The following is a 25,524-nucleotide window of genomic DNA, read 5'->3' on the forward strand; positions in this document are numbered from 1 at the left end:
TTAGTTTTGATTAAAACTTAGAGAATGGCTTTCAGGCGTTGAATGACTTCTTCACATTGCGCCAGATCGGCCACAAGTGCTAGACGTACATGATTTTCACCCGGATTACCCTGTTCAGTATCGCGGGATAAATAACGACCCGGAAGTACTTTAATATGTGCTTCTTCCATCAGGCGTTTAGCAAAGGCTTCATCATTGTCAACTTTTAACCAGTAATAGAAACCTGCATCCGGTTTTTTGAGTGGCAATAAATGTCCGAGTTCCTGTTGAAATAAATCAAACTTGGCACGGTATTGCACCCGGTTTTCTTCCACATGCGCTTCATCATCCCAGGCAGCGATTGAAGCCAGTTGATGTTGTACCGGCATCGCTGCGCCGTGGTAAGTACGATATTGCAAATAAGGTTTTAACAGGCTGGCATCACCGGCAACAAAACCTGAACGCATACCCGGAAGGTTAGAGCGTTTAGACAGTGAATGGAACACCACGCAGTTTTTATAGTCATCCCGGCCGATTTCAGCACAAACTTCCAGTAAACCTACAGGTGCCTGATCAAACCACAATTCCGAATAGCATTCATCTGAAGCAATGACAAAGTTGTATTGATCTGACAGCGCAATCAGCTTTTTAAACTGTTCTTTAGACAGCACCGCACCCGTTGGATTGCCCGGCGTGCAGACAAATAATAATGCGGTTTTTTCCCAGACTTCTGCCGGAACGGCATCAAAGTCACCGAGGTAATTATTTTCCTCAGTACAGTTGATGAAATAAGGTTTGGCACCTGCGAGCAGCGTCGCACCTTCATAAATCTGGTAGAACGGGTTCGGCATCACCACATAAGGTGCCTCTTCTCGGTTCACCAAGGCTTGTACAAAAGAGAAAATTGCTTCACGTGTACCGGAAACGGGCAGGATATTGCTGTCTGCACTGATGCTATTCAGCTTAAAGCGGCGGCTTAACCAGTTGGCAATACTTTCACGTAGTTCGGGCAGACCTTTACTGTTGGGATAAGTCGATAAATGTTTAAAGTTATCAATAATCGCCTGTTTCACAAACTCCGGTGCAGGATGCTTTGGTTCGCCAATCGACAGGGGAATTAATGGCATATTTGCAGGCTGGATATCCGTAAAAAGCCGATTTAACTTTTCAAAGGGATAAGGGTGCAATAAAGACAAGCTAGAGTTCATGAAATATGTTACCGAGCAGAGTGTTAGTGTTGACCGCTGACCTGATGTGAAGCCTCATCCAGGGCAGCTTTGAGTGCAGCTGCAAATTCTTGAGACTCAGTCGGGCTCATCGGGATGCCATTTTTTTTGGTGACAAAGAAAATATCTTCAGCACGTTCGCCAAGTGTGGCAATTTTGGCAGAGTGGATATCCAGCCCTTGCATCATAAATAAACCGCCAATTTTGGCAAGTAAACCAGGATGATCCAGAGTCGCAATTTCGACCATATTCTGATCCAGAGCCGCATTCATCGTAATATCGACTGTATTTTCAATATCGAAATGACGGAGTTGACGCGGAATGCGGCGTTGCATCAGACCCGGATATTCATCTGAATGGCTCAAAGCGTCTTTCAGGGCTTCAATGACGGTGGCTTCCCGTTCAGGGTCGGTGAGTAAGGTACCAAAGCGATCCAGCACCACATAGGTATCCAGACTAAAAGCTTTGGTCGCGGTAATAATCCGCGCATCTTGAACATCCAGATTCATACGATCCAGAATGGCAACTGTGGTCGCAAACAGGTTCGGTTTATCCTGAGTATAAATAAAGATCTGTACCGCATCCTGAGCATATTTTCGATGCGCCCGCATCAGCACCAAAGGCGCAGGATTATCGCCATGTTGTAAAATGGCGCGGGTATGCCAGGCAATTTCATCCGCGGTTTCTTTCAGGAAATAATCATCACCCAGTTCCTGCCAGACTTTTTCAACATCATAGAGCGAGAAATGCTCGACCAGACGTTCACTGGCTTCAAACTTGGTGTCTTCAATCAGCATCTGATAATCGACCGGACGGCCGAGACCAGAACGGATCACATCACGCGCCTGCGTATAGAGCTGACGCATCAAGGATGCGCGCCAGGTATTCCAGAGCTTGGGATTGGTGGCATTGATATCCGCAACTGTCAGGGTATACAGATAGTCCAGATGCTCCATATCGCCCATTTTTTCTGCGAATTCTTTGACCACATCCGGGTCGGAAATATCTTTTTTCTGCGCAGTCACAGACATCACCAGATGATTCTGGATCAGCCAGGCCACCAGATTACTTTCGCGTTCGGTAAAGCCATGGCTACGGCAGAATTTAATGGCATCGGCTGCTCCAAGCTCACTATGATCACCGCCACGACCTTTGGCAATATCATGAAAAAGAGCTGCCAGATATACAATGTCACGACGGGTCAGGCGCTGGAACACTGAACTGACCACAGGAAATTCCTTGGCAAATTCAGGTGCTTTAAAGCGATTTAAATTGCGTAGCAACAATAAGGTATGTGCATCGACCGTATAGATATGGAACAGGTCATATTGCATCAGGCCCAGAATTTGCCCAAAGGCCGGGATGTAATTACCCAGTACGCCATAACGCTTCATCGTCACCAGGGTGTCGTAGAGTCGATGCGGTGAGCGGATAATCGCCATAAACAGCGCCTGATGCACCGGATTATCACGAAAATCCTGATCAATGCGTTTTCCTGCCAAGGTCAGCAGGCGTAAGGTACGCGCACGAATGCCCTGAATTTCAGGACGATTGGCCAACAGGTAGAAAATTTCCAGAATCGCGCTTGGATTTTCCGAGAAAATCTTGTGATGCTGAACTGCTAACTTGCCATCGACCAGTTTGAAATTTTCATTAATTTCCTCAATCTGGCGTTCATATTGCGGTAAACGTGGGGTAATCACAGATTCATTGAAGTAGGCCAGCAGCATTTCATTGAGTGTAGAGACTTGCTGTGCGCTGCGATAATAGCGCTTCATAAACTGTTCAATTGGATAGTTCGGATGATGCGCCTCATCACGCACATAGCCGAATTTAGCCGCAATATCACGCTGATAATCAAACAATAAGCGGTTTTCATCGCGCTTGGTCAGGCGGTGCAGATGATGGCGAATTTCCCAGAGAAAACTTTCAGCTTCTTCGAGCACGCCCAGTTCAAATTCAGAAATAAAACCCAGATGTACCAGATCATAAATCCGGTTGACGCGGAAATGTCGTTTGGCAATCCAGCCGATCTGGTTGATGTCGCGGATACCGCCCGGTGCATTTTTAATATCCGGTTCCAGATTGCTTTCGGTATTGTTGTGCTGAGCATAGCGTTTATGCTGCTCATCCATTTTGGCATCAAAGAAGGTTTTATCGGTCCAGGTGCGTGACACGATGCGCCGTGGCCATTTGCACAGGTTCTCATTGCCAATAATCAGGCGTGCTTCGATTAGCGTAGTGGCAACGGTGAGATCACTACTGGCCTGACTGACACAATCATTGATGGTACGCACGCTGATCCCCGGTTTGAAATTACCGACATCCCAGAGTAATGAAATGAAGGTAGAAATCAGCTGTTCCTGCTCTGGACTAATCTCGTCTTCTGACAGGATCATGAGGTCGACATCAGAATAAGGCAGCATTTCACGGCGACCATAACCTCCGACAGCAAACAGGGCCAAATCGGTTTGATCCAGTTCGGCATATTTCCAGAGAAATTGCAGTGCTTCATCAATCAGATTGGAACGTGCCAGAATAATATCCCGAATCGACTGTCCATTTTCAAAACTCTCCTGTAGCTGATTTTCGACATCACTACGCCATTGATTGATGGCTTTAATGTCATGGTTACTTTTAATGTAATTCAGCAGAGGTAAGGTATTGATCATGAACAGTGGTCCGTTGGTATTTCAGCTTAGTTTTGATTAATGCTAACTTGATTTGCGACCTGAAGTGCCAGTTCGCGTGCCTGTTCAATGCTTTCAGCACGTGCAGTCGCAACGCCCATGCGACGCCGTTCGAAGCCTTCAGGTTTGCCAAACAGGCGCAAATCAGTATTGCCGTCTGCTAAAGCAAGATTCAGGCCAGAAAATGAAAGATTACGATCATCTACCCCGGCATAAATCACCGCGCTGGCAGCCACACTATGCCGTGTGGTATTGACCGGCAGGCCTAAAATCGCACGTGCATGCAATTCAAATTCGCTTTGGAATTGAGAGGCAAGTGTTACCAGTCCGGTATCGTGTGGACGAGGAGAAACCTCACTAAACCATACTTGGTCGCCTTTGATAAAGAGTTCTACACCAAAGATTCCGCAACCCCCCAGTGCTGTGGTGACTTTGTGGGCAATGCGTTTAGATTCCTCTAGCGCTGCTGGAGTCATCGGCTGAGGTTGCCAGCTTTCGACATAATCGCCCGAGTCCTGACGATGTCCGATCGGATCGCAATAAGAGGTTTCGATCTCGCCGGTTGCCGGATTTTTTGCACGAACAGTCAATAAGGTAATTTCAAAATCAAAGTCAATTTGCGATTCGACAATCACCGTACCCTGATTGACGCGTCCACCAGTTTGCGCATATTCCCAAGCCGCGTCTACCTCTGCAAAGCTTTTTACCCGAGACTGGCCTTTGCCAGAAGAGGACATGACCGGCTTGACAAAGTTTGGATAGCCGACATCATCACAGGCAGCACGGAAGGACTCTAAACTGTCAGCAAATCGGTACGCTGAAGTTGGCAGCCCCAGTTCTTCTGCGGCCAGACGGCGAATGCCTTCGCGGTTCATGGTCAGATTGACCGCTTTAGCCGAAGGAATGACGGTCGCAATATTTTGTTCTTCAACGTCAACCAGTACTTGTGTGGCAATGGCTTCAATTTCAGGAACGATTAAATGTGGCTGGATTTGATGGATCAATTGTTTTAATTCTTCAGCATCGGCCATATTCAAGGTATAGGAATAATGCGCGACTTGCATGGCAGGTGCATGCTCATAACGGTCAGCAGCATGAACTTCGACCCCAAGACGTTGTAGTGAAATCACCACTTCCTTGCCCAGTTCACCAGAACCCAATAATAGAACTTTATAGGCAGAAGCTTGCAGGGGAGTACCAATAGTCACGCTCATGTGTGTCATCCATGCTTGATTTTATGGACTTTTAGCATAGCAGAACTGAGCCGGCAGTTAAGCCAAGATTCATACAAAATTGTGATATTGTCCAACAGTTTTATTTATAAAGTTTTTCTGGATGTAAGTAAGGCGTAATTGTCATGTCACTGATCTGTCAGACTGATTTGAAGACGGTATATCCTGTTTTGGCAATAGCTTTTTTCTATCTACAACTGGTCGAGTATTAAAAAAGTATAAAAGAATACGGAAATGATTTTATTTGAGCTTTTTCTTTCAGGAAAAATGATAGGGATCAGCTAATTATTTTTATATAATAAAGACCTATACTATTCCATAAGCATAAGTCTTTATCTTGATTGATCAGTCAGTTCAAGCTTAAAACGTCATCGGCACATAGGTATAAACCAGACCATAGGTCAGTGCTGCGGTCAGGGTCGCCATCACGATGCGTTTGAATTTAAAGTACAACGCAGTGAGTACGATAAATCCGACCAGCATCGCAATACTTTTATTCGGTGTTTCTAATAATGGCGGTAAGGTAGCAACTACCAGCATGGAGCTGATTGCCGCAATGCCGATTGAACCCAAGGCAATTTTTAGCCACAATGCTCCGCGTTTTTGTGAGCCTTGCTGAAATTTCTGAATCACAAAAAAAGGCCCGAAGCGTGAGACGAAATTGGCGATCCCGACGACAATGCCGACCAGAATAATCTCTAGATTCATGCTTGATCTCCTGCATGTTCAGGATCTGGCTGTTTTAAGATATAGTGCTTGAACAGGCCGGCAAAAATACCGGAACTGATACCAATGAAAATCGCTGCAGACAGATCAATAAAGTAACAGGCCACAGCAGAAACCAGAATGGTGACAGTCACAACAAAAGTATGTTTCTTATCAAAAGCAGCCAATAGGAAACTCAGGAACAGCGCAGGTAACAGGAAGTCTAGAGCCGCTTGCAAGAATTGCGGCAGATTGCTGACCTGATCGGCAAATAAACCACCGAGAAAAGATCCCAATGCCCAGGACATCCAGCTAAACAGGCTTAAACCCAGCATCCAGGATTCAGACCATTCCTGACGCCGTTGCGAGAGCTTGATCATGCCGGAAGCAAAAACCTCATCGGTCAGACCCCAAGACCAGATCGCAGTTTTCTTTAAATTCAGCCGGTCTTGAATCAGGTTTTGCAGCGCAGGGCCATAGAGCAAATGCCGAATGTCTAGGGCAATCACCGTTAATGCCGTCATCCAGATAGATGTGCCACTGCCTAAAAGTGCGACCACAAGGAACTGGCTGGCACCTGCATACATCGAGCAGGAAAGAAACAGCGCTTCCCAAGCCGTAAAGCCAAACTGAGTGGCTGAAACGCCAAAAGCAAACGACACTGGTAAATAAGTGAAGATGATCGCTTGGCTATCTTTTGCACCTTGCCAGAAGCCAGCAGGTTGCGTAGCGAGTTGATTCTGTTCAGACACGACACACCTTGAAGGAGAGTTGAACGATGGGTCAAATGAAGATTGTGTATTCTACGTGAATTTAATAGCATAGTGCCGAAATGTTTAAATTGGCGAGCCTGATATGTGGATGTTCAAGACACGTACGATGCTGACAGCTGCTTTAATGAGCACTGCATTGTTGTTACAAGCGTGTGGGAATGACAGTCAATCGACTGATAAGCCAGAAATTAAACCGGCACCTAAACTGACTAATGATGCGACCACCTATGCCAATGCGGCATGGCAACTGATCAATAAAGTCGATCCACTGGTTTATAATAAAGAAGTGGATCAGCTGGAAACCCAGGTGCGTCAACCGGCACGTAAGCTGAGCACAGACTGGCGTATTAATGTCAAAATGACCGATTCGGTGACTGAAGGTAAATATGCTCTGTGTCGTAAAGCCTTAACCAGTCTGGAAATCTGGGCGCGTACCGTGATCGACAATGGCAGCAGTCTGGAACAAAAGCAGGCGGATTATGAGCGGGATAAACTGCAATGTCAGAATGCGATTGATAATCCTGAATTGGGAAATACTGATCCCAAACAAAAAGGCACCGCGATTGCTAATATGCAATAAACCTTTAGCCATTTAGTTATAAGCATAAAAGCCAGTCATTCAGACTGGCTTTTTTAGGATGAGACAACAGCAAGACTCTAAAAAGAGGGTATCCACACATGTTCTAATAAAATCACAAATACACCACAGATCAGGAGTGTGCTGCCAATTATGCGCTTAATCAGAATAGGTGTAGACATGGTCGATCTCCTTAAATATTTAAAGCTAAAGCGTGTTCAATGCTTCCAGATAACGACGATTCACTTCTTGCCAGTTCACGACATTGAAAAAAGCCGAGATATATTCCGGACGACGGTTTTGATAGTGCAAATAATAGGCATGTTCCCAGACATCCAGACCTAAAATGGGAATATTGCCATACATCAGTGGAGAGTCCTGATTGGCGCTGCTTTCTACAATAAGTGTTTGATCTGGCGCAACACTCAGCCAGGCCCAACCGCTACCAAAACGGCTCAGTGCTGCCTGGGTAAAGGTGTCTTTAAATGCCTCGAATCCGCCTAATTCATGTTCAATGGCCTTTGCAATTTCAGCTTCTGGATGGCCGCCACCGTCTGGACTCATAACTGTCCAGAACAGGGAGTGATTGGCATGTCCACCGGCATTATTGATCACGTTCTGTTTTAATTGCTGCGGTACTTCATTGAATTTGCTAATTAAGGCTTCGACCGATAAATCTTCCCATTCGGTTCCTGCGATCCCTGCATTGATATTATTAATATAGGTTTGATGATGCTTACTATGATGAATTTCCATGGTCTTGCTATCGATATGAGGCTCTAGGGCATCATAGGGATATGGCAGTACAGGCAGGGTATAGCTCATGGTCAGGATTCCTTTGCTAGAATGAAGTCATGTTATTTTTCATTAAATTTAACATACGCCTGAATTTAATATTTTTATATGAGAATAATTATCATTATTGTTAATATGTGTGAATTATGCGTTGCCTGTAAGTTTTCTACGCTCGGTCATCTTATTTCCTAGGCCATAAAAAAGCCCCAGATGGAGCTTTTTCATACAGTAAATACTTAGACGTTAAAACGGAAATGTAAAACGTCGCCATCCTGAACGATATAGGTTTTACCTTCTAGACGCCATTTACCGGCTTCTTTTGCACCCGCTTCGCCGTTGTACTGCACGAAATCATCATAAGCAATACATTCTGCACGGATAAAGCCTTTTTCAAAGTCGGTATGAATTACACCAGCGGCTTGCGGTGCAGTTGCACCAATTTTCACAGTCCAGGCACGAACTTCCTGTACACCTGCGGTGAAGTAAGTTTGTAAGCCAAGTAGTGAATAACCTGCACGAATCACCACGTTTAAACCAGGTTCTTCCATGCCCATCGCTTCCAGGAATTCAGCACGGTCTTCATCTTCAAGCAATGAAATTTCCGCTTCAATCTGGTTGCAAAGAGGTACGACAATTGCATTCTCTTCAGCAGCCAATTTTCTCACTGCATCCAAATGCGGGTTATTTTCAAAACCATCTTCAGCAACGTTGGCAATATACATGGTTGGTTTAAGCGTCATTAAGCCAAAGCCACGTACCAGTTTACGTTCGTCATCATCCAGATCCGCTGCGCGAGCCGGTTTGCCTTCATCGAGTAAAGGCTGGATTTTTTCCAATACTGCTTTAGTAGCAATTGCTTCTTTGTCACCACCTTTGGCAGATTTAGTCAAACGGGTAATCGCTTTCGCCACCGCGTCGAGATCTGCAAGCGCGAGTTCTGTATTAATCGTGGCGATATCATCCAGTGGATCAATACGACCATTCACATGAATGACGTTTTCATCTTCAAAACAACGTACCACGTGAGCGATTGCATCAGTTTCGCGGATGTTGGCCAGGAACTGGTTACCTAAGCCTTCACCTTTAGAAGCACCAGCGACCAGACCTGCGATGTCCACAAATTCCATAGACGTTGGAATCACGCGCTGCGGTTTAACAATTGCTGTCAATTTGTCTAAACGTGGGTCAGGAACAGGCACGATGCCGGTATTTGGTTCAATGGTACAGAACGGGAAGTTTTCTGCAGCAATAGCAGCTTTGGTTAAAGCATTGAAAAGTGTAGATTTGCCAACGTTCGGCAAGCCGACAATACCGCAATTAAAACCCATGAAATAACTCACAAAAGCGTTATATAAAAATTGCCCCCGATTTTACATGAAAGCACGGCTAAAGTCAGGTCATGCACTTGTGGTTTATTGCAATCAAATGCTTCTTATAACTTAAAAGCTCCGCTGAGCTTTCCCGGATTTATTATGAGTCCGCCGAATATAGAGGAATAATCAGCCAGTATTGTACTTTTGGATAAAAATCACATTGTTTTTCTAAAATTGAGTGACTAAAGTATCTGAATAAAACAGCGGCCTATACGCCCTGATCCAATAACGATAAACATGGAGCATGCATGCGAACTTTATACCAGTTTCCTTTATCTCACTTTTGCGAAAAAGCACGTTGGATGCTGGACCATAAAGAGCTGTACTATGTTGCTCACAACCTGATTCCCGGCGTACATCGGGCTTTTGCCCGACTGAAAACAGGACAGAATCGTCTGCCTATTTTGCGCGATCAGGACAAATGGATTGCAGATTCAACCCAGATTGCGCTTTATCTGGATGATACTTATCCAGAACATCGTTTATTGTATGCTGAAGGACATTTTCGAAATAAAGCCTTAGAAATTAATGAAATTACTCTGGAGCTGGGTCGTCATGTCCGCCGCTGGATGTTATCTCAAGCGCTGACTTCCGATCATGAATCTCTCGATATTTTAATTGGTGAGCAGGGCTATTTGCGCCAGTTTGAAAAATTTTCTAAACCTTTATTAAAAGCGATGGTCGCCAAAGGTTATGCATTGAATGAGGAAACTGTGGCGGAATCCAAACAGCATATTGATGTCACTGTACAGCAACTCAATCAGATGCTGGTTAGTCAAGGTGGACATTATTTTGTCGGAAATCGTTTAGGTCTGGCGGATATTGCTGTCTGTTCTATGCTTGCTCCATTATTGGCGATTCCGGGGACGCCATGGGAAAAAGAAAATTTTGAAACCTTGTCCGAAGAATATCGTGATTATCAGCAGCATTTAAATGCGTTGCCTCTGGGTGAATATATTTGTCGTATTTACCGAACCGAACGCAATGCGCGAGTAGACTGGCGTGGTGTATAAGCTTCAAGGCAAATCCTAAAATTAAAAACGCGCATTTGCGCGTTTTTAATGAGATGATGATTAACCCCAAGGATTATTTGGGTCGATATCAATATTTTTACTAAAGTGATTGAACAGTGAACCAAAATCAAAGCTGGATGAACCACCACCACTGCTGATATTTTGAATCGTATCTTGAATGTCAGGCAGAATAGCAGACAAGTCAATATTGGAATCTGTGGCACCCACATCTTGGACCAGATCACCTGGATCGGGTAATTCAATCGAAGAGCTATTATCAATCAATTGCCCAATGCCTCCGGCAATGCTCCCTGGATCAAACCCGTTTGAAGCAGAGGAAATTCCTTCGATCAGAGTACCCAGATCCAGATCACTATCTAGATTGAGATGACCCAATAATCCTCCTAAATCTATGCCATTTGAGCCATTCGCGATCAGGCCGCTGAGTAAATCGGTAAAGCCATCGAGATCAAAATCCCCCGCTGCATTCTCACCGACAAAACCGCTAATTAAATCTGTGATAGCACCGATATCAAAATCATTGCCTGTATTGCCGCCGATTAAACCGCCGATCAGATCTGCAATCGCGCCGATGTCGATATCACCTAGTGCACCAGACCCACCAATCAGACCACCAACCAGCTGAACGATTTGTGCAATATCAATCTCGCCATTACTGCCGATGAGGTTGCTGACCAGATCTGCAATCGCAGCAATGTCGATGTTGCTTGAACCACCGATGAGACCACTCACCAGTTGGGCAATTTGTGCAATATCAATCTCGCCATTACCGCCGATGAGGTTACTGACCAGATCTGCAATTGCAGCAATGTCGATGTTGCTTGAACCACCAGAACCGCAGATTATACCACCAACCAACTGAACGATTTGTGCAATATCAATCTCGCCATTACCGCCGATGAGACCGCCGACGAGTTTGGAAAGAGCACCAATATCCAGATTGCTGCTATTGTTCGCCATTAGGCCATTCAACAAGTTGGTGATCTGGCCAATATTAAAACTGCCTCCATTGGATTGGGTTAAGCTGCTGATCAGACTCTGAATATCTAACTTCGAAGCATTTGAACCAGACAACTGAATTAATAAATTGCTCAGATTTGCGCTGTTCAGACTATGTCCAGAGAGAAGGCTGTTTAATAATGAGCTCACGGAAGGTTGTGAATTAGAGCCGTTTAGACTGCCAATGAGATTGCTAAGCGTACCTGAGGCTGTTCCAGCGAATAAGCCACCTAACAGGCTTTTAGTTTGTGTTTCAGCCGTTAAGACAGGACTCACCTTGGTTTTAATCAAACTTAAAATTTTAGAAGCCATGAGCATTCCTTATTTAATATTTTTGAAAAATGCTATTTTTACTTTTAGTGCGGCTTTGTTTTAATCTATTTCTATACACTTGTAAAAGATAAGTGGCTGAACTGTGCGGGTACTTGAAGGTCTGGCTTATATTTTACTGGACTAATTAAACTTAAACTATTAAAAAATAAATAATTAATAGAAATTACCATTGGTCATTTTTTAGAATTATATGATTAACGGTTATCTGGTTCAGGATTGAAAGTTACTTTATAAAATGGCAGAAGATTTGGAAAATATTTTCAGAATATGAAAACTTTGTGAAAAATAAATAAATATTGTATAACAGGGAGAGTGCAATATTTTGCTATTTTTATTGATTATTAAGAAAGAGTATAAAAATGGAACTGGATCGTTTCGATAAACATATTCTAGAAATATTGACCCATGAGGATGTCAATCTGAATGAACTGTCAGAGCGGGTAAATTTATCTGTGAGTTCAGTCCATCGCCGGATCAAACACTTGATCGATCACAATATTATCAGTGGCTTAAAGCGTGAAATTAATTATCAGAAATTAGGTTTCACGCTGCATGTACTGTTACAGGTGTCGCTAAGTAAACATGATAGTGATACTTTTGCTAAATTTCTGGAAGAACTGGAAAGTATTCCCGAAGTGATTAATGCCTTTTTGGTCACCGGCCAGTCTGCGGATTTTATTGTCGAAGTAGTGGCGCGAGATATGGAAAATTATAGTGAAATTTTACTCAAGCGTATTGGGAAAATTGAGCATGTGGTTGCACTGCATTCGAGCTTTGTCATTAAAGAATATAATGTCTTTAACTGTAGCGGACTACTCAATAAAGTTTGATCCTATGCGAGAGTAGCAGACAGCCATAAAAAAACGCACCCAAGGGTGCGTTTTTAGTTTTGATCAAGCTTAAGCATCTAATTGCGCCATCACTTCATCAGTAAACTCTACGTTGGTATATACGTTTTGAACATCATCTAAATCTTCAAACATATCGATCATTTTCAAAATCATTTTGGCTTGATCAACATCTGTAATTTCAGCTTTGGTTGAAGGGCTCATCACCACTTCAGCATTGTCAGACTTCAGACCTGCTGCAGTGAGCGCATCCTGTACATCACCAAAGCTTTCAGGCGTGGTAATTACCAGAATTTCATCTTCAGCAATTTCAATATCTTCCGCGCCTGCTTCCAAAGCTACTTCCATGATTTGATCTTCTAAAGAAACATCTTCAAAAGTGATCTCGCCACGTTTGGTAAACAGATAAGCCACTGAACCGGCAGTACCTAAGTTACCATTGGTTTTTGAGAAGCAATGGCGAACATCAGGAACAGTACGATTCAGGTTGTCTGTCATGGTCTCTACCAGAACAGCAACACCACCTACACCATAACCTTCATAGGTCACTTCTTTCAGGTCGTCGTTATCTTCGCCACCCGCACCACGTTGAATGGCACGGTTGATCACATCACGTGTCATATTTACAGATAATGCTTTTTCAACCACCGCACGCAGACGAGGGTTGCTACCTGCATCTGGACCACCGAGTTTTGCCGCAGTGGTTAATTCACGAATATATTTGGTAAAAAGCTTACCACGACTCGCATCTTGTTTTGCTTTACGATGCTTAATATTGGCCCACTTGGAATGACCCGCCATGCGAACTTTGCTCCTTGTAGATTGGCTGTATGCCTATCAGAATGCCGAAATTCTACCATAAGCTTTTTTTTAAAAAAAAGTGTCTGGATTTGAGATTTCAGGATAAAACAAAAAAATTGTATTAAATTGATAGAAAAGGGGAATGCTATAGTGCAGTTTTTGATTTTATTTTTCAAATTTATACAAATGCTTTAGGAGGACATGAACAGCAAAGGATCTGTTCATGTCGAGCACTGTTACTGAGCTTATTCCGGAATGACAATATCCAGATCCACTTTATCTTTATAGAGCTGTTTGATTAAGGCCAGATCTTGAGCCAGATCTGTTGGATAAATCTTGCCTAAAATGCCACCTTGTTTGGTTCTGGAATTGGCATATAGCAACACAATCGGCACATTGGCAGCTTTGGCAATATGCCAGAAGCCGGTACGGATCGGTTTACGTGCTTCACCTTGCTTGGCACGTGTCGCTTCTGGTGCAATCACCAGATTAAACTTTTCATTATTCTGAAAATGCTCCACCATCTGGGTCACGATATCTTTATTGGCCTTGCGGTCAACAGGAATACCGCCGACAGCTTTTAATAGCGGTTTGAAAGGTCCTTTAAATAGTTCTTTTTTGATCAAGGTATGAACTTTAAGATCATAAATCTGGAAGAGGGCAATCGACAGCACCGCATCCATCATTGAAGTATGTTCAAAGCCAATAATGACCTGTTTGTCTTCGAGTACATCTGGTTCGACATGATATTGCCAACCCGCAAGTTTAAATGCAGATTCGCCAATGAATTTATTTAGCATAAGCACAGATTAAGTAAAAGCCATATGTGGAGAATCGCATAATTTCTTCTTGTTCGGCCATTCAGTCAATAGGCTGGCAAATAAAACGTGTAAATAATGTAGAAATCTATAATTTCTTGATCTTTTTAAACTGAAATATTAAGAGCTAAAATGTATAAATAAAAAATTTTGATATTAAAAAAGTATTATTAGATATAAAAAAAGTCTTAAAATGGTGAAAAAATGACTATCCAGAGCAAGATTTAGTTATTAGACTTTTGTCGAAGAAGAGAAGGGGTATTAATCCTTTCTATTTTGTTGTTCTTTCTACTCTGAGATTGAAAACTATGACATACATTACAGCCTTTGTAGTCTCTTTATTGATTTTAGTGCTTATAATTGTATGGTCTTTCATCGAAATTAAGCAGGATTTGCGTAAAGAAAAAGAAATGAAGTCTCAATTCTAATTTTTCTTTATTCTGCAGCTCATATACTTTTCCATCATTTTTAATATTTTATCAAATATTTTTTGATACTTTATAAATATACTGAGACGTCAAATCTATCAAATGTATGCTTTATTCTATGAGGTTGACGTCAATATTTCAGGCTAGGCTGCCTTAAATTGATCTGTATATACCCATTTTTCTGCATGTCTTTAGACTGAAGTATTAAAGAACTAGAATTTCTTTCGAATCAAGTCATGATGATTGCTGCCTAAGTGTTCAAGTGGTTATAAAAGTACTTGTCTTTCAAAAAAATCTTAGCTAGTATTCATGACGCTTGAACTTATTGATAAATAAAGTTTTCAGCATGTAGGGCCTATAGCTCAGTTGGTTAGAGCAGCGGACTCATAATCCGTTGGTCGACAGTTCAAGTCTGTCTGGGCCCACCAAATTTTATAATCATATGCACTCATATGATACTTAAACCCTTAATTCTAAAAGAGTTAAGGGTTTTTTATTGCTTTGTTTAAACTTATATAACTTCGTATGGGAACACGCTCTGTGTATCCTTGTTTGTATCCTAAATTTAAAATATAACTCAGGGATACACCAAGGAAAAAATCACTGGAGATTCCATAAGTTATGAATGTTTTTGATGTTAATACTCACGATGATATTCGTCTAAGATCTGTATCGCAGAATACAAAGGTTCGCCGAAAAAAAAGTGTTGAAGAAATTTATAAAACACTTAAACCCAAAGCGAAAGAATATCGTGAGCCTACTGATATTCCAGGTTTGTATTGTAGGGTTAAACCGAATGGCAAAAAACATTGGCAATATCGATATAAGAATGATCAAGGAAAATGGGCATGGATAGGATTAGGTAGTTATCCATCTGTAAGTTATGCGCAAGCACGTGAAAAAGCAGAGGCCATGACGCTAGGTGAAATACTAATTCAAACACAGGTTGAGATTAAGAAAATTCAGCTTGAGGAGGAAAAGGCTTTATTCTCGCATCTTATTTATGAGTGGTTAGAGCGAAAAAAGCAGACTTGGGCTGCTGATACTTATAAAAAGGAAAAACAATCGGTTGAACGACATTTAATTCCTGTCTTTGGACATCGACCATATAAATCAATTACACCAGCAGAATGGTTGGAGTTTTTTACTAACAAGCAAATGAATGAAGGAATTTATAACAGAATTGAAAAGCTTATTTCATGTTGCTCAGGTGCTTATGGTTTAGCAAAATTTAAAAAAGGTATTTTATATAATCCATTGGAAGGGATTGGTGATTATTTAGCGAAAGGGGAATCTCAAAGTATGAAGCATGTAGCTATTCAACAGCTTCCAGAAATGATTTCATTAATTCGAAATTCCTCATCCAGACCGATTGCAATAGGCTTAGAACTTTTAATACATATGTTTCCTCGTCCAGGGGAATTGCGACAGGCGAAATGGGAGCAATTTGATTTTGATGAGGCGGTGTGGATACGTCCCTCAAATATAATGAAAAAAGGTATCGAACATGGGATTCCTTTGTCCAAGCATGTCATTAAATTATTGATGGAGCTAAAGAAAATTTCACCTGAAAGTGAATACTTATTCCCAAGTCGCGATAGCATTAATAAGCCAATTTCGAATTTAACATTTAATGCGGCATTGAATCGATTAGGTTATCGAGGAAAACAAAATCCACATGGATTTAGACATATTGCATCCTCCAATTTGAATAAACGCTATAGTGACAAATGGCAGGTGATCGAATCAGCATTGGCTCATTTAAAAACTGGGGTCAAGGGAGCATATGATAAAGAGGCACACTTAGAAGAACGATATGAAATCATGGAGTGGTGGAGTGGTTATATTGAGTCTTTACTTAAGCATTAACACAAAAACGTGATCACTTTTTTTGTGTTTTAGGACGGATGGGATTTGAATTATTTTTTTTTGATAGCATGGTTTCTCTATTATTAAACGAGGATCCTCAATTGGATCATTTTAGAGCACATACATCACATACTCGTCGTAGTATTGTACGTACTGTTAAAAATTTTGATGATTTAGATATACCAGTGGTTTGTCACAATATGAAGCCATTTCGCTTAAAATACAACCAAGTTTGTGAGTTGCTTAATGTAACACGAGATTGCTTACGTAAAATCATCGAAAATGATCTTTCATTTCCAAGACCATTGAAAGAATGTAGTACTCGTCAAGCAGCAGTATATTTTGATACAGCTGAAATTGAAGAGTGGTATAAAACTTACAAAGCTAAATGTAGGAGTGAATAATCACTATTTAAACAACCATCTAGGCAATACTAGATCATCAATTCCACATAGCAAACACACAATGTGTTTATATCCATTTCGGGGCTATGCAAAAAAACCACTTTAAGTGGTTTTTTAATTTTCTAGTCTTCAGATTCTATATGCAGGGTCGACTCTAGCTATGATCTAAAGAAACAATAAATTTCTCAATCATTCTTCGCTCAACCTCAGGTAATTTTTGCAGAGTGCTCACAAGGGGATCAACACCTAATGCACTCATATCTTTACTTCGTCCTAGGATGTAGTCTGCTGATATATTAAGTACGACAATGAGCTTATAAAAATTTTCTAAAGAAGGTTTACGTGAGCCCGACTCAAAATGCGCAATAGAGGTTACTGGTATTCCCGTTTTTTCAGCAAGTTCTTGCTGTGTCAGCTTTCGTATCTTTCTAACTTCTTTCAATCGAATCTTAAATTCATTCGAGTCTAATTCAAGTGTCATTATTACCGCCAAATAGACAATAAAAACTTGACGTTTTAGTCATGTTTTTATATAAATATAGACATAGTTTAGATGCTTACTTGTAAAACGAGAAGCAACTAAATCATTACTTGATAAAAATCTAAATCAATTGAAGGCCAAACGCTCATGATGAATTATTCTTCGAGTCGAATTGTGACATCGATGCATCCTAGTATTCGCCATCTCAATATTCGCAATGTAGCTAAAATTGTAGCCTCAAAAATTATTTGTAATACGCAATTACAGTTGCAATATAATCCTGACTTTTGTCGGCAACTGGGCGTATCAACCTATCTCAACACGCACATAGGATTAGCTTATTTCATTGATGATCGCTATTTTGACCATTATGGTTTACAACCAGAAAACTTAATAAATTTTTCAGATGTCTATGCTCAATTGTTGCATGACTTTTATGAGTTTTCAGGTTATCAGCCAGATCAGCTATGATCTAGGTTGCGACGGCGTACACAGGATCAGTAAAACCAACATGCAATAGCGTAAGACGGTTAGTGCTTTTCCATTGTTTTGGGATACTAGCTCAAACTTAAAAGAATTATTTAGACTGCTGTTCATGCTGCAAGATAGAAATTTAAACTGCAGTCGTTCCATGAGCTTTTCCTCAGAGATTTCAGAAGATATAGCAATCTGCCAATATTTTTCTGGAAATAAAGAATAAATTCCTGTCAAAAATCGATTTGCTAGCCTTATATCAGCACTATTAAAGATTAATCCAGCATGTGAAATGTTGGCTTTCATTTCAAAAATATGTAGTGCATTTAAGATGTTTGCATCATCACTTTTCAATTTATTAAGCCGTTTAAAAAAATACTCTAAGACTATTTTTTCTTCCTTGGTTTCAATATGTGGAAGTATGCGTTGTGATTTATCAGCATCAATAATGAAGCGAGGTCGGTTCTTGCGATTTTTGAGTTGTTTGAGCTTAAGTATATTTTGTTGCCACAGCATGAGTGTCTTAATTGGAAAGTCATACTTTTGAGACAGAAGCTCAGGTGTATAAGATTGATCTAATGCTTTGAGTATTTTTATGATCAGTGCAGACGGATATTCTGATCGAGCAGTACCATAGATGCAATCATCAGTAGGTTTTTGCTGAATTTCTTTTTTATTGATTGGCATACTTGATTGTTTATCTATGCCTAATGGTATTACATGAGTCGCTTGAAGCATTTGAGTGTCAAAACTGCTGAGGTGGATCTCTTGAGCATGTTTCAACGGCGTTATCAAAGTTGGACAGATTTTTTGAATAATTTGGGTGGAAAGCATCAGATCAAATTGACGTAATTGAAAACCTGCCATCACATAGCTGAGATGGATATAGCTTCGGAAAGTCTCGTTTGGTTGAATATGACCGAGCAGGTGCGCAATTAAATACCAGTTGTCTTGTGGTGCTTTAGAGCGTAATAGATGACTTCTGATGAGGTTGTAATGATCGTTTGAATAGTCCGTGAAGGTAGCAACAAACGTGTAGTCCATATTCAGGATTAACGCGAGATTATTTGCTGCTGTATGTCTGAGACTATGAAAAGTATAACGATGTTCTGGCAATAATGTACCGAGTATTCGTTGAAATGGAATAGTCACCATATTAGGTTTAAGGCGTTCAGTACTGTTCCACATCGTGAACAAGTATTGACTGGGCCTATAAGCACGGCGCCGTACTTGGCAGTAATGTTGAAATTTAAGATGCTCCTCTTGAGTTAGTAGAATTTGAACGTTGAGATTGCGTTCAGCACTATCTGTTTTAAGTAAATGTTGTTGATGCTTTGCACGATATGGACGTATCCAAATTGAAGTGGCTTGAATACCTTCAACATCCTTGATTCGCATGCCGAGTATTTCATTAATCCGCATGCCCGTACGAAACGCTATCGTATATACGATACTGAGCATTTCTAAATCATGGGCTGTATAGCTTGGGCTTTTATAGTATTCAAGTCGCGCAAGTATCTGTTGGAATATTTTTGCAGAGATGATTTCGGCTTTCGGTGAGCTTAAATGAAACCTTTCATTCTGCATTGGGAACACATCAGCATCAAATATGACACGCTGAAAGTGATGAAAACGTTTTAAGAGATCAAATTTTTGTGATTTAGATTTACCGACGCCGTTTAACATACGCTTGTAGATCACTTCTAGGTGATCATTGAGATTGCATTCTTCTATAAAATCGGTGCTATGTAATAACCATGACTCGGCAAGTTTGGTGTAATAACTATAGATTGAAGAATGACGAATCTTCTGCTGTTGATTGATATAGCGTAAGTACTTGTTTTGATCGAGCTGATAAAGCTCTGTGATTTGCTTAATATCTTCTGTAGTCGGATGAAATAAGCTAAATAGCCAAAGCCCAAGCCGTTTCGCATTTTCTGGAAGATAGGCATGTTGGCTGTGCAGCAGGTTACATAGATCCGAGGTAGTCTTATGCCTATTTTTAAAGAACGTCAAAATTTGTTTATGCAAAGCAGTAAGTGCCTCAAGAGGATCTTCAGTGTGTAATTTTTCCTCTTTTACTCTGTTGTTGATATTTTGGGGCTGTGGTTCTTCAGTTTGATCGGAGTGGTCAAGTATTAGCTGAGGTGAGAGATAGCGTTTAAAAGCACTTGGACTTAAGCCACAGCTTTCTATTTCTTCAGTTAAACACTGTGCAAGCGCAGGGCTTAATTTGACCTTGTCTAGTTGCATAAATGAATGACTGGAGGTTTGTAAAAGCTGATTAAATTTCTTCTGGTTAAAAGAAAGCTCTAAGGCATTAAAAACGTAACGGATATAAGTGTAACAATCGTGTTGGATATCTATTAATTGTGTCTTAAATCGAGTAATCCAGAGCTGTGTTAGCCGGTCTGGTACAAAATTTCGAGATTTCCTTAAGGTTTGTTTAGGATCATATAAATCACCATATTGCGGCGATTGAGGTTCTAAGAATAGAAGCGGAAGTTGTAAGGTCTGAAGATGGTAGATTGCTTCATCAGATTTGAGATGTTCAAGTAAAGCATTCAAGCTTGAATGATGTGAAAGTCCGCCGTACAGGATTGCACTTATAAGAAGATTGCCAACAATTTCATCATCCGAAAAATATTCTACAGTATGCCAATAACGCCAGAGTCGCTCTTTTAAATATGTGAGATATTTCGAATTCTCTAACCAAGATTCATTAAAGAGTAAAGAGGCTCGTTGAATAGAAGCGAGGTGCTGCGTAGGCAGTGGTAAGTCTGCATCATTGGTGCGATTGTATTGAATGATGTGTTTGCGGAAGTGCTGATAAAAGCTCTTTTTTAAAGAAAAGCTTACTTTTTGTTGCTCTAAGTGCTGAATCACTTGGTTATAGAGATCTGGGAAATTTTGTGATTGTTGTGCCTGTTGTAATTTTTCTTGGGAGAGAAACTCCTCAATAATCAATTGAATATGTAAGCGCTCTTTCATTTGTTTTTTATTTCTATCTTTAGCACGGCGCTCATGTGCATAATGTTTTTGTTTAAGCATGTTCATACATCCCATCAATTTGGTAAGCGTGCTGCATATCGTTGAGGCAGTTGGCGAGTTCTTTATATTGTTGAAGCGAAAGACTTGAGAATTTTTGCCCCATTTCTTGTTGGTTTTGCTCATGCCCAAACAAAGCCAGAATGAAGTTTTCATCTGCTTTTTCGGTGAGATATGCACGAGCTGTGTGCCTAAGCCAATTGGCATGATCAAGTTGCATAATACGAGTGAAACTGTTGACTAAATGAGGGCTGAGGGCTTGCCATTGACCATGTTGATAGACACTGAGAAGGGGTCTTTTACTGCTTAAAATTTCTTGAATATACGGTTGATGCTCTGGGTGTAGTTGTTTAAATTCATTTAAGTAGGTAATGAATAAGCGGATTTCCTTCACAACAAAATCACATAATGGGATTAAACGCCCATCATCCGTTCTTGAGTGAATTTCTTTATCAGAAATCCAAAGCCACTGTTGTTTTAAATCGAAATTTTTTAAGAAACCCGGGAACTCGCTGACAGGTCGAGCAGCACTGAACAATAATAAAATATGCCACAGCCAGACATTGTAATGATTGAACATCTCAAGCATTTGCCCATGGTGTTTAGCTTGAATAATCTGATGTTGTAAATATGCAAATATCGCCGTCACTGTTGCAGGTTTCGGCGCTTTACAGCTACCAAATCTTTCTCGATCATCATCAATGACATGGATTTCTTTTGCTAAATCATTTGATAGTTGTTGTACTGTACCCTGATAGCTTTGCTGCAAACGGTAGATTGGATACGAACAATATGAAATAGAAACTGATCGATTTGCATCGATGCCTGTAAGAATGTCGGCTAGTTGTTCATTTTGAGTGTAATGGTAAATACAGTGATGTAATAAAACACTTATTTTTTTAGTTGATAACGACGGAATGAAGAGTTCTTCACGGCATTTTTTTAATGCATGTGCGACCTGTTCTTGCTTCACTGTTGGCGGTTGTCTTAAACCCTCTACCAGCTCTTTTACTAAAGGCAAATCGAAATGGGTCACCTGATTAAGCAATTGGTCTTTGTATTCAAAAGCAGAGTCCTCAAACAGTGTGAATTTGGAACGTAGAAAATATTGATCGTTTTCAAAAATGACCTTCTGTCGTTTATTGAGTGCATAGCGTTGTCTGGATTGTAGATATAGCCATTGCTCAATAGGAACACCACTCAAGAAACTGAGTAAGATAAAAAGATATGCTTTGTTTTTTTCTGGATGATTTAAATAGAGTTGATGACAATGTTGTACAAGTAAGCTCAGGCTATTGAAGTCTGGATAATGCTTGCTACACATAAAATCATGCTGCTGTCTAATAATGTGTTGTTGTGTGAGCTGGCTAATTTTATGTTGTAAAAAACTAGATTGGCTTGTTAATGGCGATACCTGTGCTGTATTGATTGAGTATTGCTGATTTGGCTGTTCATCCTGTAATTTCTCGTAATATAGAGCAGGATCTTCCTTTTGTAGTATGTCTTGTGGGCAGCATAAAATTGCGCCGTACTCATCTAGATAATGTGGTTCATCTATGTGTTTGGGCGGTGCTGAATAATTTTTTTTAGGTTTCAGTGCCAACACATAATCATAAAAACGCCGTAGATCAAGAATCAATAAATATTGAAAACGGTTCAGATTAGAATTGGTTTCTAAGCTGCGTAAGCTCTTTACAAACTCAGCTAATGGTGTTTTATCGCTAGGAAGTTGTTGCCATAGCCATAAATATTTTTGTTGAGACTTACTGAGCTGTGTTGCTTGCTGCGATGCAGCATAAGCTTCATTTGCTAACCTAAATCGATCAAGTACTTTAATAATCGTTGTTTGATGGTCTTTTTTACCTGAATTTGGAATAGATTTAAGAATGCAGACAGCATGTAAATTGTGGACTGACCATCGCTGTATAACAGAATGCTGGGAGTGCTGTTGTACTGAATAAATATAGGCACAAATAGGATGTGCTGAAACAGAAGGTGGAGCAGGTAGAAACAGTGATTGGTGATTCTGCTCTATCTCATTATCGAGCTTTAATAACTGCTTCAGTTCAGGAATATCAACTGTGCGATTTAGGTATTGCTCAAGTACTTCAGCATAATGATCGTGTATGAACTCTTGCTCTAAAAGGCGCTGAATTAATTGCTTAGCCTGCATGTTGCGCTCTCCAAAAAAGGTTTGGGCTCGGTTCAGAATGTTTGAGTGCTTCGCATTTTTCAGTGAGTTGCTGGATTTTTTCGGTGTAACTAGAATGGATTTTTTTTTGTTGATACAAGAGCTGATTACGACTACAGTCGATAAGTTTTGCGAGCAAATCGAGCGATAACTCACACCGTGGTTTTTCATGATGAAGAGCGTTTAAATCGTAAATTGCTTGTTTTGAGAGTGATGTATTGAGTGCACTTAATAAGCTATTTGGTTGGATAAGGTTAATCTTAATTTTAAGCTCAGTGATTAATTTGAATAAGTGCCAGCTCAATTGATATTCAAGCTTGGGTAAATCAATGTCGGTGAGCACAACGTAGCTTGCGTCTATACGCAGATTTTGCTTTTTGGAGGCGTATACAAGCAGAAAGTTATCTAATACACAGAATTCACTCCCTGAAATTGTTGAGAGACAAAGTAACTTGATATCTGGCTGAATAATTGAAGGCAGCCGTGCCGCCCTAAATATTTGTGCATAGCAATTGTAAATTCCACTTAAAGGTGGATATGGAGCAAGGATGACCTGATGTGAGTCAAACTTTGCTTTAGCGTTTTTCTTCTGACCTGATTGTTTAGATGCCATATTCATGCTCCTTATTTTTTTAATGTATATAGAGACATGCTTAAAAAGTTAATTTCAAAAAAAAGATCAAGAAAATGGTTATAAATGTGGGTGGTTTTTGATGAATTTGAATTCTTTTTAAACTAGGCTAAGGGTTTGCTTAGATAGATTTTTTTATTTAAGTTATTGATTCTTTGTTTTTGAATGTGGCTGGTTTAACTGTGTTTTGTATTTTTCTTATTTTATTTATACGGAAGAACGGCCAAGATTGAGTCCATCGGAAACTGATGATGGGACGTTCATTATGTTCAGTTTTAGCTAGGGTAAATGCGCATTTAGTTAGGCATAGATATTAACAAAGAACTGGCAACTAACATGAGAGCTGTGCCATATTTGGATCTAAAGATTTTGGTATTTTGACTAGATTTTTATATGACGGCGGCACAACACATAGCTAGATGAGGATAATAAATAATGAATTATTCTGAAAATGATAGTCCGATATATATTGCGTCAGTAATAGGTGAGCGCTTAAAACGCATCCGATTGAATCAAGATATGACACAAGCGGAGATTGCTAATAAAGCTTGGATTAGTCGGAGAGCTGTCCTTAATGCGGAGAAAGGCGACGTTCGACTAGTAGAGCTGATCGCTATTTTAGGTGCGCTCAATATGTTGGGTAATCTAGATCAATTGATACCTGAAGTATCATTTTCACCGATACAGTTGCTTAAGCTCAAAGGTAAAGTTCGCAAAAAAGCCTCAGGTAATAATAAGCGAACTCAAAAACTGGTAATACAGACTGCAAAGCCAGAATTAGATTGGTGATATACCTTCACGATAAAGAGCTTGATAGGTTTGAGTGAGTACCAAAATGGTATGGACAGACGTGAAGGGCTTACTAGAACAAACTTTTAATGATCGGTTGTATTTTATATCAACCTTCAATCTGTCCCATTGCTCATTATTGAGCATAAAGCTAAAAATTTCTTTATTTTCAATAATACTTAAAAAACTCATAGGCATACTAATTAATATTCTTTTGTACAGTCTATCTCTAGCAAAACATGTTGTAAATCAGGCACAATGAAACTATAAATTTCAAGTTTTTATAGCCTGAGTGCTAGCGGTATTTTTTAATGACAAATAATAATTTTTCACAAGTAGCAGCTTTTATCTGGTCGGTTGCCGATCTCCTGCGTGGTGACTTCAAACAATCGCAATATGGTCGTGTGATTCTACCCTTTACACTGCTTCGCCGTCTGGAGTGTGTATTAGCGCCTACCAAATCGGATGTGTTGGTTGCTAATGAAAAAGAAAAACAAAAAGAAAAGCAACTTCCTGAAGATGCTAAAGAAAAGATATTGCTCAGAGCCACAGGTGGTTTGTCATTTTTCAATACCTCAGAACTGGATTTAGGCAGCCTGGGTCAAAAGGACATCCGTTCAAACCTCAATACTTATATTCAAAACTTCTCCAAAGACGCACGTGAAATCTTTGAACACTTCAAGTTCGACGAATTTATTGGTCTTCTGGATGATGCCAACTTGCTTTATAAAGTCGTTCAATATTTTTCAGACCCTAAAATTGATCTCAGTCCAAAAAATATATCTAACCATGAAATGGGCTTGGTGTTTGAAGAACTGATCCGCCGTTTTGCCGAAGGTTCAAATGAAACCGCAGGGGAACATTTTACCCCGCGTGACATCGTTCGTTTAACCACAGGCCTAGGGTGTGTCCTCATTTGAAGAATTGGTTTTAAATACTTAAAATCCTCCTTTGAGTTATTTTTATTTCTACACTTTCAATGGCACGCACACTTCTTACCGATGATATCTGGCAGAAAATTCAAGA

21 protein-coding genes, 1 tRNA gene and 1 pseudogene are annotated in these 25,524 nt (G+C 40.4%); 9 read left to right on the plus strand and 14 right to left on the minus strand.

Features of this window, described 5'->3' with window-relative positions; genetic code table 11:
- Positions 1 to 17 precede the first annotated feature (17 nt).
- From dapC to FTU95_RS05310, 5 genes are all read right to left on the minus strand, one after another.
- Positions 18 to 1,187 carry a succinyldiaminopimelate transaminase gene (dapC, locus tag FTU95_RS05290; protein WP_180077769.1) on the minus strand — a complete coding sequence of 390 codons (1,170 nt, stop codon included), beginning with the start codon at positions 1,185 to 1,187 and terminating at the stop codon, positions 18 to 20.
- A 23-nt stretch (positions 1,188 to 1,210) separates the two neighbouring features.
- Positions 1,211 to 3,877 carry a [protein-PII] uridylyltransferase gene (gene glnD, locus FTU95_RS05295; RefSeq protein ID WP_005097404.1) on the minus strand — a complete coding sequence of 889 codons (2,667 nt, stop codon included), beginning with the start codon at positions 3,875 to 3,877 and terminating at the stop codon, positions 1,211 to 1,213.
- A gap of 26 nt (positions 3,878 to 3,903) precedes the next feature.
- Positions 3,904 to 5,118, minus strand: a complete 1,215-nt coding sequence (purT, locus tag FTU95_RS05300; protein ID WP_171063324.1) for a formate-dependent phosphoribosylglycinamide formyltransferase — start codon at positions 5,116 to 5,118, stop codon at positions 3,904 to 3,906.
- A 369-nt stretch (positions 5,119 to 5,487) separates the two neighbouring features.
- Positions 5,488 to 5,835 (minus strand): L-valine transporter subunit YgaH, encoded by a 348-nt coding sequence (gene ygaH, locus FTU95_RS05305; RefSeq protein WP_005097402.1) that lies wholly within the window; start codon positions 5,833 to 5,835, stop codon positions 5,488 to 5,490.
- The gene (locus FTU95_RS05310) at positions 5,832 to 6,584 is read right to left on the minus strand and encodes an AzlC family ABC transporter permease (RefSeq protein ID WP_180077771.1); all 753 of its coding nucleotides are present in this window, start codon (positions 6,582 to 6,584) and stop codon (positions 5,832 to 5,834) included. Before FTU95_RS05310 ends, ygaH begins: the two co-directional genes overlap by 4 nt.
- A gap of 103 nt (positions 6,585 to 6,687) precedes the next feature.
- Here FTU95_RS05310 and FTU95_RS05315 point away from each other — a divergent pair, with 103 nt between their 5' ends.
- On the plus strand, positions 6,688 to 7,185 hold the full coding sequence (locus tag FTU95_RS05315) for a hypothetical protein (protein WP_005170291.1): 498 nt from the start codon (positions 6,688 to 6,690) through the stop codon (positions 7,183 to 7,185).
- Between the two features lie 204 nt (positions 7,186 to 7,389).
- Here the strand turns inward: FTU95_RS05315 and FTU95_RS05320 are convergent, their stop codons facing one another.
- Both FTU95_RS05320 and ychF read right to left on the minus strand, forming a co-directional pair.
- Positions 7,390 to 8,007, minus strand: a complete 618-nt coding sequence (locus tag FTU95_RS05320; protein ID WP_100328992.1) for a superoxide dismutase — start codon at positions 8,005 to 8,007, stop codon at positions 7,390 to 7,392.
- 206 nt (positions 8,008 to 8,213) lie between these two features.
- Positions 8,214 to 9,305: a redox-regulated ATPase YchF gene (gene ychF / locus FTU95_RS05325; RefSeq protein ID WP_005170292.1), complete on the minus strand. Its 1,092-nt coding sequence runs from the start codon at positions 9,303 to 9,305 to the stop codon at positions 8,214 to 8,216.
- 293 nt (positions 9,306 to 9,598) lie between these two features.
- Between ychF and FTU95_RS05330 the strand changes: the two genes are divergently transcribed.
- Entirely contained in the window at positions 9,599 to 10,363 is a 765-nt protein-coding gene (locus FTU95_RS05330) for a glutathione S-transferase family protein (protein WP_005170293.1), read from the plus strand.
- 60 nt (positions 10,364 to 10,423) lie between these two features.
- On the opposite strand, the gene FTU95_RS05335 is transcribed toward FTU95_RS05330, so the two are convergent.
- Positions 10,424 to 11,695, minus strand: a complete 1,272-nt coding sequence (locus tag FTU95_RS05335; protein ID WP_180077773.1) for a hypothetical protein — start codon at positions 11,693 to 11,695, stop codon at positions 10,424 to 10,426.
- 380 nt (positions 11,696 to 12,075) lie between these two features.
- Here FTU95_RS05335 and FTU95_RS05340 point away from each other — a divergent pair, with 380 nt between their 5' ends.
- Positions 12,076 to 12,546 carry an Lrp/AsnC family transcriptional regulator gene (locus tag FTU95_RS05340; protein WP_005097392.1) on the plus strand — a complete coding sequence of 157 codons (471 nt, stop codon included), beginning with the start codon at positions 12,076 to 12,078 and terminating at the stop codon, positions 12,544 to 12,546.
- A gap of 69 nt (positions 12,547 to 12,615) precedes the next feature.
- On the opposite strand, the gene FTU95_RS05345 is transcribed toward FTU95_RS05340, so the two are convergent.
- Both FTU95_RS05345 and FTU95_RS05350 read right to left on the minus strand, forming a co-directional pair.
- Positions 12,616 to 13,365 (minus strand): YebC/PmpR family DNA-binding transcriptional regulator, encoded by a 750-nt coding sequence (locus FTU95_RS05345; RefSeq protein WP_005097391.1) that lies wholly within the window; start codon positions 13,363 to 13,365, stop codon positions 12,616 to 12,618.
- A gap of 245 nt (positions 13,366 to 13,610) precedes the next feature.
- A complete protein-coding gene (locus FTU95_RS05350) occupies positions 13,611 to 14,165 on the minus strand; it encodes a 1-acyl-sn-glycerol-3-phosphate acyltransferase (RefSeq protein WP_005097390.1) in 555 nt (184 codons plus the stop codon).
- A 797-nt stretch (positions 14,166 to 14,962) separates the two neighbouring features.
- Between FTU95_RS05350 and FTU95_RS05355 the strand changes: the two genes are divergently transcribed.
- The 3 genes from FTU95_RS05355 to FTU95_RS05365 all read left to right on the plus strand — a co-directional run bounded on the left by FTU95_RS05355 (position 14,963) and on the right by FTU95_RS05365 (position 16,884).
- A tRNA-Ile gene (locus FTU95_RS05355) sits at positions 14,963 to 15,039 on the plus strand.
- 193 nt (positions 15,040 to 15,232) lie between these two features.
- The gene (locus FTU95_RS05360) at positions 15,233 to 16,480 is read left to right on the plus strand and encodes a tyrosine-type recombinase/integrase (RefSeq protein WP_004637174.1); all 1,248 of its coding nucleotides are present in this window, start codon (positions 15,233 to 15,235) and stop codon (positions 16,478 to 16,480) included.
- Between the two features lie 38 nt (positions 16,481 to 16,518).
- Complete coding sequence (locus FTU95_RS05365; RefSeq protein WP_005265731.1) at positions 16,519 to 16,884, plus strand: AlpA family transcriptional regulator; 366 nt, start codon at positions 16,519 to 16,521, stop codon at positions 16,882 to 16,884.
- Between the two features lie 154 nt (positions 16,885 to 17,038).
- Here the strand turns inward: FTU95_RS05365 and FTU95_RS05370 are convergent, their stop codons facing one another.
- A complete protein-coding gene (locus FTU95_RS05370; protein WP_180077775.1) occupies positions 17,039 to 17,365 on the minus strand; it encodes a helix-turn-helix domain-containing protein in 327 nt (108 codons plus the stop codon).
- Positions 17,366 to 17,512: 147 nt separating this feature from the next.
- On the opposite strand from FTU95_RS05370, the gene FTU95_RS05375 reads away from it, so the two are divergent.
- The gene (locus FTU95_RS05375; RefSeq protein WP_180077777.1) at positions 17,513 to 17,836 is read left to right on the plus strand and encodes a hypothetical protein; all 324 of its coding nucleotides are present in this window, start codon (positions 17,513 to 17,515) and stop codon (positions 17,834 to 17,836) included.
- On the opposite strand, the gene FTU95_RS05380 is transcribed toward FTU95_RS05375, so the two are convergent.
- Genes FTU95_RS05380 through FTU95_RS05390 form a run of 3 tightly spaced genes read right to left on the minus strand, consistent with a single transcriptional unit; the run spans position 17,831 to position 23,691 of the window.
- On the minus strand, positions 17,831 to 20,890 hold the full coding sequence (locus tag FTU95_RS05380; protein ID WP_180077785.1) for a tyrosine-type recombinase/integrase: 3,060 nt from the start codon (positions 20,888 to 20,890) through the stop codon (positions 17,831 to 17,833). The genes FTU95_RS05375 and FTU95_RS05380 overlap by 6 nt on opposite strands.
- Complete coding sequence (locus FTU95_RS05385) at positions 20,883 to 23,060, minus strand: hypothetical protein (RefSeq protein ID WP_153566647.1); 2,178 nt, start codon at positions 23,058 to 23,060, stop codon at positions 20,883 to 20,885. The genes FTU95_RS05380 and FTU95_RS05385 overlap by 8 nt, the downstream gene beginning before the upstream one ends.
- Positions 23,050 to 23,691, minus strand: coding sequence for a hypothetical protein (locus FTU95_RS05390; protein ID WP_153566648.1), 642 nt, complete (start codon positions 23,689 to 23,691; stop codon positions 23,050 to 23,052). The genes FTU95_RS05385 and FTU95_RS05390 overlap by 11 nt, the downstream gene beginning before the upstream one ends.
- Before the next feature lie 453 nt (positions 23,692 to 24,144).
- Here FTU95_RS05390 and FTU95_RS05395 point away from each other — a divergent pair, with 453 nt between their 5' ends.
- Positions 24,145 to 24,498: a helix-turn-helix domain-containing protein gene (locus FTU95_RS05395; protein WP_180077779.1), complete on the plus strand. Its 354-nt coding sequence runs from the start codon at positions 24,145 to 24,147 to the stop codon at positions 24,496 to 24,498.
- Positions 24,499 to 24,809: 311 nt separating this feature from the next.
- Positions 24,810 to 25,400, plus strand: a pseudogene (locus FTU95_RS05400) (type I restriction-modification system subunit M N-terminal domain-containing protein); the annotation flags it as partial.
- Between the last annotated feature and the right edge of the window lie 124 nt (positions 25,401 to 25,524).

Origin of the sequence: Acinetobacter sp. YH12208 (assembly GCF_013418055.1) — a bacterium.
GTDB lineage: Bacteria > Pseudomonadota > Gammaproteobacteria > Pseudomonadales > Moraxellaceae > Acinetobacter > Acinetobacter pseudolwoffii.

Bases quoted from the DNA above. Each gene is read 5' to 3' on its own strand.
- dapC (WP_180077769.1), bottom strand. From the start codon at position 1,187: ATGAACTCTAGCTTGTCTTTATTGCACCCTTATCCCTTTGAAAAGTTA.
- glnD (WP_005097404.1), bottom strand. From the start codon at position 3,877: ATGATCAATACCTTACCTCTGCTGAATTACATTAAAAGTAACCATGAC.
- purT (WP_171063324.1), bottom strand. From the start codon at position 5,118: ATGACACACATGAGCGTGACTATTGGTACTCCCCTGCAAGCTTCTGCC.
- ygaH (WP_005097402.1), bottom strand. From the start codon at position 5,835: ATGAATCTAGAGATTATTCTGGTCGGCATTGTCGTCGGGATCGCCAAT.
- FTU95_RS05315 (WP_005170291.1), top strand. From the start codon at position 6,688: ATGTGGATGTTCAAGACACGTACGATGCTGACAGCTGCTTTAATGAGC.
- FTU95_RS05320 (WP_100328992.1), bottom strand. From the start codon at position 8,007: ATGAGCTATACCCTGCCTGTACTGCCATATCCCTATGATGCCCTAGAG.
- ychF (WP_005170292.1), bottom strand. From the start codon at position 9,305: ATGGGTTTTAATTGCGGTATTGTCGGCTTGCCGAACGTTGGCAAATCT.
- FTU95_RS05330 (WP_005170293.1), top strand. From the start codon at position 9,599: ATGCGAACTTTATACCAGTTTCCTTTATCTCACTTTTGCGAAAAAGCA.
- FTU95_RS05335 (WP_180077773.1), bottom strand. From the start codon at position 11,695: ATGGCTTCTAAAATTTTAAGTTTGATTAAAACCAAGGTGAGTCCTGTC.
- FTU95_RS05340 (WP_005097392.1), top strand. From the start codon at position 12,076: ATGGAACTGGATCGTTTCGATAAACATATTCTAGAAATATTGACCCAT.
- FTU95_RS05345 (WP_005097391.1), bottom strand. From the start codon at position 13,365: ATGGCGGGTCATTCCAAGTGGGCCAATATTAAGCATCGTAAAGCAAAA.
- FTU95_RS05350 (WP_005097390.1), bottom strand. From the start codon at position 14,165: ATGCTAAATAAATTCATTGGCGAATCTGCATTTAAACTTGCGGGTTGG.
- FTU95_RS05360 (WP_004637174.1), top strand. From the start codon at position 15,233: ATGAATGTTTTTGATGTTAATACTCACGATGATATTCGTCTAAGATCT.
- FTU95_RS05365 (WP_005265731.1), top strand. From the start codon at position 16,519: ATGGGATTTGAATTATTTTTTTTTGATAGCATGGTTTCTCTATTATTA.
- FTU95_RS05370 (WP_180077775.1), bottom strand. From the start codon at position 17,365: ATGACACTTGAATTAGACTCGAATGAATTTAAGATTCGATTGAAAGAA.
- FTU95_RS05375 (WP_180077777.1), top strand. From the start codon at position 17,513: ATGATGAATTATTCTTCGAGTCGAATTGTGACATCGATGCATCCTAGT.
- FTU95_RS05380 (WP_180077785.1), bottom strand. From the start codon at position 20,890: ATGCTTAAACAAAAACATTATGCACATGAGCGCCGTGCTAAAGATAGA.
- FTU95_RS05385 (WP_153566647.1), bottom strand. From the start codon at position 23,060: ATGCAGGCTAAGCAATTAATTCAGCGCCTTTTAGAGCAAGAGTTCATA.
- FTU95_RS05390 (WP_153566648.1), bottom strand. From the start codon at position 23,691: ATGGCATCTAAACAATCAGGTCAGAAGAAAAACGCTAAAGCAAAGTTT.
- FTU95_RS05395 (WP_180077779.1), top strand. From the start codon at position 24,145: ATGAATTATTCTGAAAATGATAGTCCGATATATATTGCGTCAGTAATA.